This window comes from Curtobacterium sp. MCBD17_013, assembly GCF_003234565.1.
Lineage (GTDB): Bacteria > Actinomycetota > Actinomycetes > Actinomycetales > Microbacteriaceae > Curtobacterium.
In genome coordinates this window covers 150,099-165,458 of record NZ_QKTU01000005.1, presented here as the reverse complement: position 1 = coordinate 165,458, position 15,360 = coordinate 150,099, and the positions used below count along the sequence as shown (strand labels likewise).

Sequence of the window (15,360 nt, the reverse complement as noted above, 5' to 3'; positions counted from 1 at the left end):
GCGCTCAGGCCCCGACGACCGGCAACGCGTACCGGACGACGGGGTCGCCGCCGAGTGGATGCGGCACGGGGTCGCCCTCCGGCCGGAACCCCGCTGCCTCGTACACCGCGATGGCCCGGGCGTTGGTCACCCGGCTCTCGAGCTCGACGAGCACCGCGCCGCTGGCCTCGGCCTCGGCGAGGACGCGCTCGAGCAGGGCCCGTCCGACGCCCAGACCCCTGGCGTCCGGCCGCGTGGCGAACAGCTCGAGCCCGACCACCGCGTCGCCCCGGTCACTCGTCACCGCGAAGCCGACGATCTCCGACCCGGCGCCGCCGTCACCGGTGCGGGTCGCGACGAGGAGCTCCGCCCCCGGCAGGGCGAACTTGGACCGGGCGCGTTCCCGCACGGGCGCGCCCTGGTCCTCGCCGTCGCGGTCGGTGAGCGCCGCCAACCAGAGGTCGACGCACGCGTCCGCCTCGATCGCGGTGCCGGGCCGGACCTGGATGCCGTCCAGCGCGCTCACGCCGCCACCCCCGCCGCCAGTGTCGCGAACCGGCTGCGGATCTCGTCGGGTGTGACGGCTCCGGGCTGGAGGTGGTCGCGGGCGGCGACCCGTGCCAGGTGCTGCACGAGCGCGTTCCGCGGTGCGTGCGTGCCGGCCGACCGCGCGAGCAGCGCGATCTCGCCGTTGAGGTAGTCGGTCTCGATCGAGCCGGACCTGCGCACGAGCGATTGCCAGGACGACCCGCCGAGTTCGTGCTCCACGCCGGGGACGGGGCGGGAGCGGAACGTGTCGCCCCGTCGGGCCTTCTCGGTCGCGTCGGACACCGCCTGGACACCGGCGGCGGCGTAGACCCCGAGGGCTTCCTCGCGGAGCGCTGACGCGAGGTCCCGCCAGGACGCCCCGTCCGGACCGAGCAGGGCCTGGAGGCCGTTCGCCAGGTTCGACAGCAACTTCTGGTACTTCCACACCATCACGTCGGCCTCCGGGTACACGTCGATGCCGCTCGCGCGGAAGTCCGCCGCGAACGCCGCCACGACCGGGTCGTCGTCGACCGGGCGGGCCGGGTACGCGCCGATGGTGAGGATCCCGATCGTCGGCGCGATGCTCACGACGACCTCGGCGGGGTCGAGGCTCACCGCGGGGAGCCAGACGCAGACGCCGTACACGCGTTCGAAGTACCGGAGGGCGATGCGTTCGGACTCGACGCCGTTGAGTGCGGTGCAGACGGGGAGCAGGTCGCCCGCGGTACCGACGACCGTGCCGCCGGCGTCGTGCACGGGCGCGTCCGCCCAGGTCCGGAGCGCCTCGTCCGCCTGCTGCGTCTTCGTCGTCAGGACGAGCACGTCGTCGTCGCGGAGCGCGGCCTCGTCCGGGGCCTCGACGACCGCGACCCGGACGGTGACGTCCTCGTCGGGTGTCCGCAGCCGGATCCCGCGGTCGCGCAGGGCCGCGGCCCGGGCCCCGCGGGCGACGAGGACGGGCGGGTTCGGGCTGTGGCGGGCGAGGCGGGCCGCCAGGGCGCCGCCGATCGATCCGGCCCCGATGATGACGTAACGCACACGTCATGCGTACCACGGGCCTCCCGGCAGGCTCCGGGCGGACGCGGACGCGGGTCCCCACGCCGGAGCGGAGTGTCCGGCGAGGTCGGCCCGGTAGCCTTCCGGCGTGAGCGTCCCCTACCACCGCCTGTTCCGCGTCCACTCGCGCTGGCGGTGGTGGCGACCCCTGGTGGCGCTCGCCGTGTTCCTCGGGTTCTACCTCGTCAGCCAGGTGCTCATCGCGATCGGGTTCTTCGTGCCGATCCTGGCGCGATCGGGTGTGTCGGGCCTCCAGCGGTTCGCGCACGAGATCCAGCACGACGCGCTGTCGTCGACGGATCCGCTCGTGCTCGGGCTGACGCTCGCCTCCCTCGTGTTGCTGTTGCCGGCGATCATGGCGGCGGTCCGGATCGCCGGGCTCGGACCGTGGGGTCAGCTGTCCTCGGTGCGGTTCCGCGTGCGCTGGGGGTGGATGGCGCGCTGTCTGCTCCCGCTCCTCGTGCTCGCGGTCCTCACGGTCGGCATCCAGGGCTGGTCGATGTTCCACACGCCCGGCGCCGGCTTCCTCACCTTCGGCACACGGCAGCTCGGGCACCAGACGGTGTCCTCGACGACGCTCATCGTGACCGTGGTCATGGTCGTCGTGCTCGTGCCGTTCCAGGCCGCAGCCGAGGAGTACATCTTCCGCGGGTTCCTCATGCAGACGATCGGCTCGTGGGTGCGGAACCCGATCCCGGCCGTCCTCGTGTCGACGATCTGCTTCGCCCTGCTGCACCTGCCGAACGGGTACGACGTGTGGGGGATCGTCGACGTGGGGTCGTTCGGCGCCATCGCGGCGATCCTCGCCTGGCGGACGGGTGGCCTCGAGTCGGGGATCCTCGCCCACGCGCTCAACAACGTGGTCATCTTCCTGCTGCAGGCCCCGGGGTGGTCGCGGCTCGACACCACGTCCTCCGACGGCTCCGCCGGTGGCGCGATCGTCACCATCGTCACCATGGGGATCTACGCGCTGCTCGTCGACCTGCTCGCGCGGCGGTCGCGGCTGGACCGTCGACGCCCGGGCGCGGAGGGTCCGCGGTTCCGCGGGCGGACGCCGATCTGGAGCAGCACCGTCGAGCCCGGTTGGGAGGCCGTGCCCACCACCGCGGACGTCCTCCCCACCTCGGACGCGAGCGTGATCGCCAACACCGGGACGGACCGGGAGGACCGTGTCGGCGGACGCCCGTAGGCTGCCGGCATGAGCAGTCCCTCGTCCGTCCGCGCGCCCGGGGTCTCCGGTGCCCGGGACGCGTCGAGTGCGCGGTCGGCACCGCTCGAGGTCCTGCAGCGCGTCTGGGGGTACGACGCCTTCCGCGGGCAGCAGGCGGCGATCATCGACCAGGTGGTCGGTGGCGGCGACGCGCTCGTGCTCATGCCGACCGGCGGCGGCAAGTCGCTGTGCTACCAGGTGCCCGCCCTCGTGCGCGACGGCGTCGGCGTCGTCGTGTCCCCGCTCATCGCGCTCATGCAGGACCAGGTCGACGCCCTCGCCGCGAACGGCGTGCGCGCGGCGTTCCTCAACTCCACGCAGACGCCCGACGAACGTGCCCGGGTCGAACGCGACCTCGTGGACGGTCGGGTCGACCTGCTCTACCTGGCGCCCGAGCGACTCCGGCTCGAGTCGACGCGGGCGTTGCTCGACCGCGCGGCGATCAGCCTCTTCGCCATCGACGAAGCCCACTGTGTCGCCCAGTGGGGGCACGACTTCCGGCCGGATTACCTCGAACTCAGCGTCCTGCACGAACGGTGGCCGAGCGTGCCCCGGATCGCGCTCACGGCCACCGCGACGCCGCAGACGCACCGCGAGATCTCCGCCCGGCTCGGCCTCGACGACGCCGCGCACTTCGTGGCGGACTTCGACCGCCCCAACATCCAGTACCGGATCGAGCCCAAGGCAGCCGCGTTGCAGCAGTTGCTCAAGTTCATCACCACCGAGCACGCCGGGGACGCCGGCATCGTCTACTGCCTGTCCCGGGCGTCGGTGGAGCGGACCGCCGCAGCGCTCGTGGAACGCGGGGTGCCGGCGCTGCCGTACCACGCCGGACTCGACGCCGGGGTGCGCGCCCGGAACCAGGCGACGTTCCTGCGCGAGGACGGCGTCGTCATGGTCGCGACGATCGCGTTCGGCATGGGCATCGACAAGCCCGACGTCCGGTTCGTGGCCCACCTCGACCTGCCCAAGTCGCTCGAGGGCTACTACCAGGAGACCGGCCGTGCCGGACGTGACGGCCTGCCGTCGACCGCCTGGCTGGCGTACGGACTCAACGACGTGGTGCAGCAGCGTCGGATGATCGACCAGTCCGAGGGCGACGCCGCCCACCGCCGACGGCTCAGCATGCACCTCGACGCCATGCTCGCCCTCTGCGAGACGGTCGAGTGCCGCCGCGTGCGACTCCTGGCGTACTTCGGGCAGGAGTCCACGCCGTGCGGCAACTGCGACACGTGCATCGCCCCGCCCGAGGCCTGGGACGGCACCGTGCCCGCGCAGAAGCTCCTGTCCACCGTGGTCCGGCTCGACCGTGAGCGCGGCCAGCGGTACGGCGCGGGGCACATCGTCGACATCCTGGTCGGCAAGCAGTCGCCGCGGGTGCAGGAGCTGCGCCACGAGTCCCTCGCGACCTTCGGGATCGGGCAGGACCTGTCCGAGGGCGAGTGGCGCGGCGTCGTGCGGCAGCTCCTGGCGCAGGGGTTCGTCGGTGTCTCGGGCGACGGCTACGGCACCCTCGTGCTCACCCCGACGAGCGCCGACGTCCTGGCCGGGCGTGTCCAGGTCCGGCTCCGGCGCGAACAGCCCCGTCCCGTGCGGGCGACCCGGCGTCGGGCGGCGCCCACGGACCTCCCGAGCGAGGCCACCGGCCTGTTCGAGGCCCTGCGCGCGTGGCGGAGCACCCGCGCGCGAGAACAGGGCGTGCCGGCGTACGTCGTGTTCGGCGACGCCACCCTGCGCGGTATCGCCGCGACGCGACCGGCGACGCTCGAGCAGCTCGCGCAGATCAGCGGCGTCGGGGCCGCGAAGCTCGAGGCCTACGGCCAGGGTGTGCTCGAGGTCGTGGCGAACGCAGCCTGACTCGCCGTCCTCGCGGCCTCCTCGGCGTAGCGTCGGCGGCGCTGCCGCGGCGACCGAGCCGGGCACCGGACGGAGGAGGCGCGCATGCGGGTGACGGTGTTGGGAACGGGCGCGATGGGTGCCGGCGTCGCGGGGTCGCTCCTGCGCGAGGGGCACGACGTGACCGTGTGGAACCGTTCCGCCCAGCGTGCGCAGCCCCTCGGCGAACAGGGCGCCACGGTCGCGACCTCGCCCGCTGACGCCGTGGCATCGGCGCAGGTCGTCCTGCTGACGCTGTTCGACATCGACGCCGTGCTCGAGGTCCTCGGGCAGGCGGCGGACGCGGCCCCCGAGTCGGCCATCTGGGTCCAGAGTTCGACCATCGGCCTCGAGGGCACGGAGCGCGTGGTGCACGTCGCCGCCGAGCACGGGATCACCCTGGTCGAGGCGATGATGCTCGGGACGAAGGGACCGGCGGAGCAGGGCAAGCTCACCATGCTCGCCGCCGGTCCGCAGGAGTTCCTCGACCGCGTCCGGCCGGTGCTCGAGGCCATCAGCGTCAAGATCGTCGTCGCCGGGGACGCGGTCGGGGCCGGGACCGCACTGAAGCTCGCCGCGAACGCCTGGATCGCCTCGATCACGGCCGCGACGGCGCAGTCGCTCACGCTCACCACCGCACTCGGACTCGACCCCGACCTCTTCCTGCAGGCGATCGACGGCAGCGCCTCCGACTCGCAGTACGCGCACACCAAGGGCGCCGCGATGATCGCCGACCGGTTCGACCCGCAGTTCGCGCTCGACGGACTCCGGAAGGACATCGGCCTGATGGTCGACGCGGCGAACGAGTCCGGCGTCAGCACGACGCTGCTCGACGCCCTCGTGGCCGTCTACGGCCAGGCGAGCGCCGCGGGGCACGGTGGAGACGACATCGCCGCCGTCGTCACGGGGTTCCGGCCGCAGGGCGCGGCCGACTGATCGCGAGCGTCGCCGACCCACAAGGACGCGGCGGGCCGGGTCGGACCGGACCGGGTCGGCCGGGCGGTGTGCGCGCCTCCAGGCCGTTCGCGGCGGTGCGGCGGTGACCGCGTCAGTGTCGCCGGAACCAGCGGGTGAGTCGAGCGCGCACGCGCGCGACGGTCTCGTCGTTGAGGGTGTTCGCGAGGTCGAAGGCCTCGCGCCCCGGGTCGCTGCCGGCCGCGATGCGCCGGAGTGCCGCCTCGGCGCGGGCGTGTGCATCGAGCTCGGCGAGGGGCATGGTGTCCTCGGGGTGCACGCTGCGCTCGTGCTCCGCCGTCCGCTCCTGATGCGGGTCGGGCACGCGCTCGGGGTCCGATCCCTCGTCCGCCTGGTCGTGCCCCATGTGCCGACGATACCGCCGGACGGATGGACACCGGTCGGGAGCGCGGCAGGACGGACCGAGTCCCGTGAGCGGCGAGGAGAAGGGGGACGGTGCGGCCATCGACCCGAACGAGGCCGCACCGTCCAAGGGAGGAGAGAGGTCCGGCTCCGACCCGAACGGCGCCGCACCTCTTGCCTCGCGGGTCACAATCTAGATGGCCTAACTAGAATTGTCCATACCCGCGGGTACGGAATCTTCGGCGCCCACCGCATCGGCCATCTCGGTGAGGAACCGCAGGACCACGTCAGCGGCTCCGGCAGGCAGGTCCGCCACCGCTCGACCCCGTGTCGCGTCGAGTTCCGCGATCACGCGACGGGCGCGGTGGGCGGCCGGGCCGGTGGCCGTGAGGAGCACGCCACGGCGGTCCTGTGGGTCCGGGTGACGCTCGACGTACCCGCTCCGGACGAGGCGCTCGACCAGCACCGAGGTGGAGGCCGCGGTCACCCCGAGCCGGACCGCGAGGTCCTTCGCGTTGACGTCCTGCCCGACGGCACCGGCCTCGAGCAGGAAGCGCAACGCGTGCAGGCCGTTCTCGCCCACGTGGAGGGACGCACACGCTCGGCGGTGGGCGCGCTGCTCGGCCTCGCGGAGCTGACGGAGCGCCTCGAGGACGTCGGTCACCGATGCCGGGGAGGCACTGTCCCAGAAGCCCCGGGCCTGCGTCGTTGGCTCGGACATGGAGGACATGCTAGATCATCTAGCAGCTAGTCAGTCGAGGGATTTGCCGGGTCGCCGATCGGCCGCGGGCACCGCAGCTGCAGCTGCATCATGGGGTCGCTGGAGGAACAGCCCCATGGACCGCACGGCAATGCTGCCCACGATCACCGTCGCGAGCGCCACGACGACCCAGGCCGACGCGATGCCGAGCGTCCCGAGGCCCGCGGACGTGAGCAGCCGGATCCCGTAGGTGGCGCTCGCGGCTGTCGTGAAGGTCATCGCCCAGAAGCCGATCGCGAACCCGGACCTGAGGTAGCGACGGACGAGGAAGGCGTGCGGGAGCAGGAAGGCGACCATGATGCCGGCGAGGGCGGTGTGCACGACGGACGGGGCGCCTCCCGTCAGCACCCACCAGGCGTTGCCGGCGACCGCCGGCGGTGCGGAGACGATCGCGAGCGTGGGCAGGAGTGCGGCCGGGATCGCCGGTCCGGTCGCGAACCGAACGAGGAGCACGGCGCCGACGAGGAGCCAGAACAGCACGCCGGTCGCGAAGAAGCCCGTCGCGAGTGCCGGGTGACCGATGGTCGCGAGCGCCTGCGCGCCGAGCAGCGAGCTGGCGACGGTCGGGAGCAGGTACCCGCCGTGGAGCGTTCCCGGGTCGCGAGGCGTGGTGAGCAGGTCGGTCACGAACCACGCACCGAATGCCGTGGTCAGCGCGAGCATCGCCCAGACGCCGACCGCCCCGACCGTCGGCGCCCACGTCGACACGTGCACCGCGAGCAGCGACCCCACCGCGGGCACGAGCGCGGCGAACGGACCGAGGACCGGGTGGCGGAGGTCGGCGACGATGGCTCGGATCCCGCCCGGTCGGCGCAGGTACCGGACGATGGTCACGACCCAGGCGACCGCCGCGGCGGCCCACAGTACTTCGCCGATGGCGGCCGGCGCTCCGAGCAGGTCGCCGGCCGTGGTCCAGGTACCGGCGATACCTGCCGTGCCGAACGAGATCCCGAACGTGTTGAGCGGCAATCGTGCTCGCGGTGTCATCGTGGTGGTCATCTTGGCTCCTTGTTCGGGTGCCGATGTAACCCTCATAGGCGGCACAGCATTCCCCGCCCACTCCCGTTGCGACCGGCACGTCCGGTTCGTGCACGTCGTTGCTGCCCGGCGCGCCTCCGGACATCGCGGACGCGCTCACGCATCCGCAACATCCGTGACCCGGGCATGAAACACCGCGGCAATCACGAGTCGTTATGTTCTCGGCATGGCCGCTCCGTCCGCTGCGGCCGACGGGTCCGGAGCGTCCGAGGAGGCGACGTGCTGAGCCGCACCGCCGAGAGCGTCTTCGGGATCGGCCGCTCCGTCGAACGCGCGGACGGGACCGCCCGGCTCCTCGACGTCCACCTGCAACTGCTCAACGAGGAGCCGTGGATCGAGGAGGACCTCGCCTGCCGCAGTCTGCTCGGCGTCCTGGGGGCATCGGTGCCGGACGACGAGCGACTCACCCGTGCGGACGTGCTCGGCATGCTCGCCGTCGACCGGCACAACGCCGCCTCGATCGCGTACTCCCTGGGCGCGGCCCGGGAGGACGCACGCCGCGCCCGCGAGTTCGTGTCGACCGAGCTGTGGGAGTGCCTCAACACGACGCGGGCGCGCATGCCCCGCAAGGTCGCGAGCGACAAGGTGCACGAGTTCTTCGGGTGGGTGCGGGAGCGGAGTGCGCTCGCGGTGGGGATCATCGAGTCCACCACGAGCCACGACGAGACCTGGAACTTCTTCACCCTCGGACGCTCGATCGAGCGGGCCAACCTGACCGCGCGCTTGCTCGCCAGCCGCATGCTCACCGAGGTCGCCGGGCCGAGCTGGACCACGATCCTCCGCTCGTGCGGCGCCTACGAGCCGTACCTGCACACGCACCGCGGTGTGCCGTCGGCGCGGACTGCTGCCGAGTTCCTCCTGCTCGACCCGTCGTTCCCGCGCTCCGTCCTGTTCTCGGTGCGCCGCGCCGAGCAGTGCCTCCGCGAGGTCGAGCCGGCGACGGAGCGGGCCGGTACGGAGGACGATGCCCAGCGCCTCCTCGGTGGGATCCGGTCGTCACTCGAGGTCGCGCCCGTGGCCGCGATCCTCGAGGACCTGCCGAGCCGCATGGAACAGGTGCGGCAGGCGACGACGGAGGTGTCCGACGCGATCCGTGCCCGGTACTTCCCGACGGACGCGGCCCCGTCCTGGGCCGGAGGCCGCTGACCTCAGGCGGAGCTGGTGCGGTTCGCGACGGCTTCCTCCGAGGCGAACTCGGCCTGCATCGCCGCGCGCGCCCGACGCCCGCCGACCACCGGGATCGAGCTCGTCACGGCCAGGTGGAGCCGACGGTCCGCGTCGTACCGGAGTCGGAGGTGCTGGAACCGGGACAACCAGACGAGCGCGATCGCGAGGGCGACGAACCCCGACAGGGCCCCGACGCCGAGCGCCCACCGGGGACCCCAGGAGTCGGCCACGGCGCCGACGATCGGCGCTCCGATGGGTGTGCCACCCGCGAAGATCGCCATGTACAGCGCCATCACCCGGCCGCGCATCGCCGGTTCGGTCGTCGTCTGGACGAGGGCGTTGGCGGTGGTCATGAACGTCATGGCGGAGAGCCCGACGAACACGAGCAGGATCGCGAACGTCGCGTACGTGGGCATGACCGCGGCGACGGCGCATGCGAGCCCGAAGCCCGTGGACGCGACGACGAGCAGGCGCAGGCGCGGACGTTCGCGACGGGCCGACAGGAGTGCACCGAGCACCGAACCGATCGCCATGACCGAGTTGAGCAGGCCGAACTCGCCCGCGCCGCGGTGGAACTCCACGCGCGCCATGGTGGACGTGAAGATCGGGAAGTTGAGGCCGAACGTCCCCACCACGAAGATCATGCAGAGCACCACGACGATGTCGGGGCGGGTGCGGACGTAGGTGAACCCCGCGCGGATCTGACCCTTGCCGCGCTTCGGCCGGATACGCCGAGCGAGCTGTGCCGGGTCGACGAACCGCAGCGCGATGAGCACCGCCAGGAACGACGCCGCGTTGATCACGAACACCCAACCGGAACCGATGGCGGTGATGAGCACGCCGGCGATCGCGGGGCCGATGAGTCGGGCACCGTTGAACGAGGCGGAGTTGAGTGCGACGGCGTTCGCGACGTTCTCGCCCTGGACGACGTCCGACACGAAGGCCTGGCGCACGGGGGTGTCGAAGGCGGCGACGATGCCGAGCGCGAGCGCGAACCCGTAGACCGACAGGAGCGAGGCAGCGCCCGTGACCACCATGATCCCGAGTGCGAGACCGAGCGCTCCCATGAGGGCCTGCGTGACCATCAGGGTGCGCCGGCGGTCGAACCGGTCGGCGACGAGTCCGGTGATCGGCATGAGCACGAGCTGCGGCCCGAACTGGAACGCCATCGTGATACCGACGGCGACGGCGCTGTCGTGGGTGAACTGCGTCAGGACGATCCAGTCCTGCGCGGTGCGCTGCATCCACGTGCCGACGTTCGACACGAGGGCGCCGGAGAACCAGATGCGGTAGTTGCGTCCCGAGAGGGAACTGAACATGGCGGTCACTGCTGGGTGAGCCTCCTCAGGATGTCGGTGGCGTCGGCGAGGGTGCGCCGTTCGGCGGGTGTGAGCTTGGCGATGCGGGGCGCGAGCCAGGCGTCGCGGCGACGACGGGTCTCCCGGACGAAGGCGGCACCGGCATCGGTGGCGCTGATCAGGACCTTGCGCTTGTCGACGGTGTCCTCGGTCTTCCGGACCAGCCCACGTTCGATGAGGGCGTTCACGGTCTTCGTCATCGAGGGGGGCGTGATGCCCTCGGCATCGCTGAGGTCGGCCAGGGAGCGAGGACCGTTCCGGTGCAGTTGCGCGAGGGCGGAGAACTGGGCATCCGGGACGGAGGCGTCGGCCTTCTGGGCGCGGAGGGTCCGGGACAGGCGGTTGACGGTCATCCGCAGATCGCTGCTCAGCGATGCGTGCGGTGTCGCCCGGTCGGGGCGAGCGGGGACTTCGACGGACACATCGTTAGCCTATCAAATTAGTTCGGCGAACGAACTGGTTCCGCCGACGGCGCAGCCGCGTGCCCGCGCGGTCGCCCGCGCCCACCGGTCGCCATGGGGTCGCCCCCATTGCGTCGAGATCGCAGAAGATGCCGCTTCGGAGGGGGCCAAAGCGGCAACTTCTGCGATCTCGAAGGATCTGGGAGGACCGGCCGGACCTGGAGGACCGGCCAGCCCTGGCCGGGTTGGCCAGCCCTGGCCGGGCCGGCCAGCCCTGGCCGGGGCGGCCGTCAGTGGAACTGGGGGACCGTCAGCCAGATCCCGAACAGCACCGCGGCGGCGCCGACCGCGAAGCACAGTCCCGCACCGGCGATCGCCGCGGGCGGCGTGCGGCCCGAACGCGGGGCCTCCTGGTCGGAGGTCGTCGCCTCACCGCGCGGGTCCTGCGGCTGGCCGACCCCGAGCAGGCGGAGGCCCAGGGTGTAGACGACGACGATGCCCACCGCGGCGACGAACCCGACGCCGAACACCTCGCCGATGGCGCTCCAGTCGATGGTGGACCCCATGTCAGGCCTCCGCTCCGGCGGCGACCGGCTCGCGCTCCGGGGCCGGCTCGTCGTTGACGTTCTCGTGCGTGATCGGCTTGCGTCGGGCGAGCATCACGAAGGTCCCGCCACCGGCGACCGCGAGCAACGCCACGATGACGAGCCCGATCGCCGAGGACGACGCAATCCAGGTCGCGATGCCACCGGCCACCGCGGCGGCGGGCAGCGTGATCACCCAGGCCGAGGCGATCCTCCCGACCACGCCCCAGTGCACGTCGGCGAGCCGCTTGCCGAGGCCCGACCCGACGACGGACCCGCTCGTCACGTGCGTCGTCGACAGGGCGAACCCGAGGTGGCTCGAGATGAGGATCGTCGCGGCCGAACTCGTCTCGGCGGCGAACCCCTGGGGCGACTGGACGTCCGAGATCCGCTTGCCGACCGTCCGCATGATCCGCCAGCCGCCGGTGTAGGTGCCGAGGCCGATCGCCAGTCCGCAGGCGAGGATCACCCACAACTCGGGGCCGGTCCCGGACTCCTGGTAGTGCGCCGCGACGAGCGTGAGCGTGATGACGCCCATCGTCTTCTGCGCGTCGTTCGTCCCGTGGGCCAGGGACACCAGCGACGCCGAGATCGTCTGCCCGTGCCGGAACCCCGTCGCAGCACCGTGCGTCGTCGCGTTCCGGGTGAAGCGGTAGGCCACGAACGTCGCGACGAGTGCGATGACGCCCGCGATCACGGGGGAGAACAGGGCCGGCAGGACCACCTTCGACACCACGGTGGTCCAGCTCACCGACTGGAACCCGGCGCCGATGACCGCGGCCCCGATGAGACCGCCGAACAACGCGTGGGTCGAGCTCGACGGCAGGCCGAGGTACCACGTGGCGAGGTTCCAGAGCACGGCGCCGACCAGGCCGGCGAAGATCATGACGGGCGTGATCTCGATGCCGCTCTGGCCCTCGTTGATGATCCCCTGCGACACCGTCGAGGCGACCTCCGTGGACAGGAACGCGCCGACGAGGTTGAGCGACGCCGAGATGAGCACCGCGGTGCGCGGTCTGAGGGCACCGGTCGCGACGGACGTGGCCATCGCGTTGGCGGTGTCGTGGAACCCGTTCGTGAAGTCGAACACCAGGGCGACGACGATCACGAGGACCACGGTGACGAGGACGTCCATGCTGCCTCCTGTCGTGAGGGCGTCGGCAGCGGGACTGCCGACACGGGCGCCACGCTAGGCGAGTGCCGCATGCGCCGATGTGAACAGCGGGTGAACTCGGGCGTCGGCGCGGCAAGATGGTGCGGTGACCGCACCGCAGCAGACACCGCCCGGTCCGAGTGCGCCGATCGAGGCGACGTTCAGGGACGCGTGGGGGATCGACGTCGTCTACGACACCTGGAGCGCGGCGGACCCGCACGGCGTCGTGCAGATCGCCCACGGGGTGGGGGAGCACGGCGGGCGGTACGCGTCGCTCGCCCGGGACCTCGTCGCCGCGGGGTGGACCGTCGTCGTCAACGACCACCGCGGGCACGGGCGGACGGGCCTCCGACAGCACGGTGACGACCGGACGCAGCTCGGCCGGCTCGGACCCGGCGGTCTCCGCGCCGCCGTGGCCGCCGTCCAGCAGATGACGCAGGTCGCGCGGCAGGCGCACCCGGGGCTCCCGATCGTCCTGCTCGGCCACTCGTGGGGATCGATCATGGCGCAGAAGATCGTCAACACCGCCAGCGGCGAGTACGACGGCCTCGTGCTGTCCGGGTCCGCCTACCGTGTGCCCGGTTGGATGAACGGCGGCGACCTCAACAAGCGGCACGCGCACCTCGGGCCGACGAAGTACGAGTGGCTCACCCGCGACCGCGCGATCATCGAGGCGATGGCGGGTGACCCGCTCGCGGCCGAGGCGGACGTCATCGGGCTGTTCGGGATCGCCGACACCCTCCGGCTGCTCGGCGTCCCGCGGCGTCGGATCCCGCACGACCTGCCGCTGCTCCTGCAGGTCGGGTCCGACGACCCGCTCGGCGGCCCGCGCTCCGTGCACCGACTGGCCCGCGCGTACCGTGGCCGCGCCGGCCTCACCGACGTGCGGGTGCACGTGTACGAGGGCGCGCGACACGAGGTCTACAACGAGACGAACCGGGACGAGGTCATCGCCGACCTGGTCGCCTGGCTGAACGCTCACACCCGCACTGCGGACGTCCGGGGCGGGGGCGTAGCCTCGGCCGGATGACGACCGAAGTGCGGAACGACGCCGACCAGAACCAGTACTCACTCGTCGAGGACGGTGCCGTCATCGGCTTCGCCGCGTACGAGATCGACGGCGACGTCATCCGCTTCGTGCACACCGAGGTCGACCCCGAGCACCGTGGCGGCGGCAATGCGTCCATCCTGGTCCGCGGAGCGCTCGACGACGTCCGTGCGGGATCCGACCGGTCGGTGGTCGCGCAGTGCTCCTACGTGCACGCCTGGATCGAGAAGCACCCGGACTACCAGGAGCTCCTGGCGGTCTAGAAGCTGCGCTCGTGCGCCCCGGCACGAGCCGGCCCGCGGTCCGCACGGACCGTGGGCACCCGGATGAGCACGTGGCCGCTCAGCAGGTCGTGGTCGTCGTCCGCCGGCGTCGGCGCCTCGACCGGGAGGCGCGACTGCCGATCGAACTCGGCCTGCGTCTCGTGACGGGTCGGCGCGAACACCTCGTCCATCATCGCGATGGCACCACCGGACGAGCCGCCCCGGCTCGCCTTGTTCGACAGGTCGACCCAGCCGAGTCGGTCCGCGACCCACGTCGCGAGCACGGCCGCCGCCACCGCGCCGAGCAGGATCAACCAGTTCACGAGCACCGAGGCTACGTGGGTCGTCCGCGCGGGGGATCAGCCGCGCGGGTGATTCTCATGATCCTCGAGTCCCCGTCTCTGGTCCGGCGTCGACGATGCTCGCGTGGCGTCCGGGAGTCCCCTCCTCCCGGACGCCACGCCCTGCATCAGGGGACGCGCTCGAGCCACTCGCGAGTGGCGAACTTCGTCGCGACGAGCTCCTGGGCGCGGGCACGTTCCTCCGGCGTGACGTGGCCCTCGTGCGCGCCGTACAGCCGGGTGAACGTCGCGATGAGTCGGTCGATGATCTCGGCGCGTGAAAGACCCGTCTGCGACCGCAGGGGATCGACCCGCTTCGCAGCGCTCGTGGTGCCCTTGTCGCTCATCTTCTCGCGGCCGATGCGCAGGACCTGGACCATCTTCTCGCCGTCCATGTCGTAGCTCATCGTCGCGTGGTGCAGGATCGCGCCCGTGCCGAGCCGCTTCTGCGCGGCACCGCCGATCTTGCCCTTCGCCGAGGTGATGTCGTTGAGGGGCTGGTACCAGGCCTCGATGCCCAGGGACTTCAGCGCCTCGATCACCCACTCGTCGAGGTACGCGTAGGAGTCGGCGAAGCTCATGCCCTGCACGAGGTCCGCCGGCACGTAGAGCGAGTAACTGATGATCGCGCCCGCGTCCATGAACATCGCGCCCCCGCCGGAGATGCGGCGGACGACCTCGACGCCGTACCGCGCCGCGCCGGCCGGGTCGACCTCGTTGCGCAGGGACTGGAAGCTGCCGATCACGACGGCGGGCTGGTCCCATTCCCAGATCCGCAGGGTCGGACCGCGGCGTCCGGCACCGACCTCCTCGGTGAGGACCTGGTCGAGCGCCAGGTGCTCGTTCGGCGGGATGGGGCCCTCGTGGATGATCTCCCAGTCGTGGTCCTGCCAGGTCGAGGCCCGGGCCAGGGACCGACGCACCGCCGTGGCCACCGCCTCCGGGGTGAACCCGAGCAGGACGGCGCCCTCGGGCAGGGCGGCCCGGACGGCGGCCGCGATGCCCGCGGCGTCGGTCTCGACCGGCAGGCCGTTCACCGCCGCGTCGATGCGGGGGAGGGCGTCGTCCGGTTCGAGGAAGAAGTCCCCCGCCAGACGGAACCCGTCGATCCGGCCGTCGACGACCTCGAGGTCGACGACGACGAGCTTGCCTCCGGGGACCTTGTACTCGCCGTGCATCCCGTCAGCCTATGCCGGACGCGACGCACGCGAGCGGCGCGGGGCGTGCCTCCCGGCCCGCGGAGCGCGTCATGATGAGCGGGTGCACCCCGTCCCCGTCACCG

The 15,360-nt window shown here is 72.1% G+C and carries 17 protein-coding genes; 6 read left to right on the top strand and 11 right to left on the bottom strand.

Annotated elements, in window-relative coordinates:
- Positions 1-4: 4 nt before the first annotated feature.
- Complete coding sequence (locus DEI81_RS08200) at positions 5-505, bottom strand: GNAT family N-acetyltransferase (RefSeq protein ID WP_111010166.1); 501 nt, start codon at positions 503-505, stop codon at positions 5-7.
- The gene (locus DEI81_RS08195) at positions 502-1,545 is read right to left on the bottom strand and encodes a ketopantoate reductase family protein (RefSeq protein WP_111010164.1); all 1,044 of its coding nucleotides are present in this window, start codon (positions 1,543-1,545) and stop codon (positions 502-504) included. Before DEI81_RS08195 ends, DEI81_RS08200 begins: the two co-directional genes overlap by 4 nt.
- A gap of 106 nt (positions 1,546-1,651) precedes the next feature.
- Here DEI81_RS08195 and DEI81_RS08190 point away from each other — a divergent pair, with 106 nt between their 5' ends.
- The 3 genes from DEI81_RS08190 (at position 1,652) to DEI81_RS08180 (ending at position 5,584) form a co-directional block, all read left to right on the top strand.
- Entirely contained in the window at positions 1,652-2,752 is a 1,101-nt protein-coding gene (locus DEI81_RS08190; RefSeq protein WP_111010163.1) for a CPBP family intramembrane glutamic endopeptidase, read from the top strand.
- Between the two features lie 9 nt (positions 2,753-2,761).
- Positions 2,762-4,630, top strand: coding sequence for a DNA helicase RecQ (gene recQ / locus DEI81_RS08185; RefSeq protein ID WP_111010161.1), 1,869 nt, complete (start codon positions 2,762-2,764; stop codon positions 4,628-4,630).
- Between the two features lie 84 nt (positions 4,631-4,714).
- Positions 4,715-5,584: an NAD(P)-dependent oxidoreductase gene (locus tag DEI81_RS08180; protein ID WP_181435352.1), complete on the top strand. Its 870-nt coding sequence runs from the start codon at positions 4,715-4,717 to the stop codon at positions 5,582-5,584.
- Positions 5,585-5,696: 112 nt separating this feature from the next.
- Here the strand turns inward: DEI81_RS08180 and DEI81_RS08175 are convergent, their stop codons facing one another.
- The 3 genes from DEI81_RS08175 to DEI81_RS08165 all read right to left on the bottom strand — a co-directional run bounded on the left by DEI81_RS08175 (position 5,697) and on the right by DEI81_RS08165 (position 7,724).
- Positions 5,697-5,969: a hypothetical protein gene (locus DEI81_RS08175; RefSeq protein WP_111010159.1), complete on the bottom strand. Its 273-nt coding sequence runs from the start codon at positions 5,967-5,969 to the stop codon at positions 5,697-5,699.
- 198 nt (positions 5,970-6,167) lie between these two features.
- Positions 6,168-6,686, bottom strand: a complete 519-nt coding sequence (locus DEI81_RS08170) for a MarR family winged helix-turn-helix transcriptional regulator (protein ID WP_181435055.1) — start codon at positions 6,684-6,686, stop codon at positions 6,168-6,170.
- A 30-nt stretch (positions 6,687-6,716) separates the two neighbouring features.
- Entirely contained in the window at positions 6,717-7,724 is a 1,008-nt protein-coding gene (locus DEI81_RS08165) for a C4-dicarboxylate transporter (protein ID WP_111010155.1), read from the bottom strand.
- Between the two features lie 258 nt (positions 7,725-7,982).
- On the opposite strand from DEI81_RS08165, the gene DEI81_RS08160 reads away from it, so the two are divergent.
- Complete coding sequence (locus DEI81_RS08160; RefSeq protein WP_111010153.1) at positions 7,983-8,909, top strand: alpha-E domain-containing protein; 927 nt, start codon at positions 7,983-7,985, stop codon at positions 8,907-8,909.
- A 2-nt stretch (positions 8,910-8,911) separates the two neighbouring features.
- Here DEI81_RS08160 and DEI81_RS08155 read toward each other — a convergent pair whose 3' ends face one another.
- From DEI81_RS08155 to DEI81_RS08140, 4 genes are all read right to left on the bottom strand, one after another.
- The gene (locus tag DEI81_RS08155) at positions 8,912-10,258 is read right to left on the bottom strand and encodes an MFS transporter (RefSeq protein WP_375334765.1); all 1,347 of its coding nucleotides are present in this window, start codon (positions 10,256-10,258) and stop codon (positions 8,912-8,914) included.
- Complete coding sequence (locus tag DEI81_RS08150; protein ID WP_220035651.1) at positions 10,255-10,710, bottom strand: MarR family winged helix-turn-helix transcriptional regulator; 456 nt, start codon at positions 10,708-10,710, stop codon at positions 10,255-10,257. The genes DEI81_RS08155 and DEI81_RS08150 overlap by 4 nt, the downstream gene beginning before the upstream one ends.
- 269 nt (positions 10,711-10,979) lie before the next feature.
- On the bottom strand, positions 10,980-11,255 hold the full coding sequence (locus DEI81_RS08145) for a hypothetical protein (RefSeq protein WP_111010149.1): 276 nt from the start codon (positions 11,253-11,255) through the stop codon (positions 10,980-10,982).
- Between the two features lies 1 nt (position 11,256).
- Positions 11,257-12,408, bottom strand: a complete 1,152-nt coding sequence (locus DEI81_RS08140; protein WP_111010147.1) for an inorganic phosphate transporter — start codon at positions 12,406-12,408, stop codon at positions 11,257-11,259.
- Between the two features lie 124 nt (positions 12,409-12,532).
- Here DEI81_RS08140 and DEI81_RS08135 point away from each other — a divergent pair, with 124 nt between their 5' ends.
- The gene (locus tag DEI81_RS08135; RefSeq protein WP_258368565.1) at positions 12,533-13,456 is read left to right on the top strand and encodes an alpha/beta fold hydrolase; all 924 of its coding nucleotides are present in this window, start codon (positions 12,533-12,535) and stop codon (positions 13,454-13,456) included.
- Positions 13,453-13,737 (top strand): GNAT family N-acetyltransferase, encoded by a 285-nt coding sequence (locus DEI81_RS08130; RefSeq protein WP_111010146.1) that lies wholly within the window; start codon positions 13,453-13,455, stop codon positions 13,735-13,737. The genes DEI81_RS08135 and DEI81_RS08130 overlap by 4 nt, the downstream gene beginning before the upstream one ends.
- Here the strand turns inward: DEI81_RS08130 and DEI81_RS08125 are convergent.
- Complete coding sequence (locus DEI81_RS08125) at positions 13,734-14,060, bottom strand: hypothetical protein (RefSeq protein ID WP_146244046.1); 327 nt, start codon at positions 14,058-14,060, stop codon at positions 13,734-13,736. The genes DEI81_RS08130 and DEI81_RS08125 overlap by 4 nt on opposite strands.
- Positions 14,061-14,206: 146 nt before the next feature.
- Positions 14,207-15,256 carry a biotin/lipoate A/B protein ligase family protein gene (locus tag DEI81_RS08120; RefSeq protein ID WP_111010142.1) on the bottom strand — a complete coding sequence of 350 codons (1,050 nt, stop codon included), beginning with the start codon at positions 15,254-15,256 and terminating at the stop codon, positions 14,207-14,209.
- Positions 15,257-15,360: the final 104 nt, after the last annotated feature.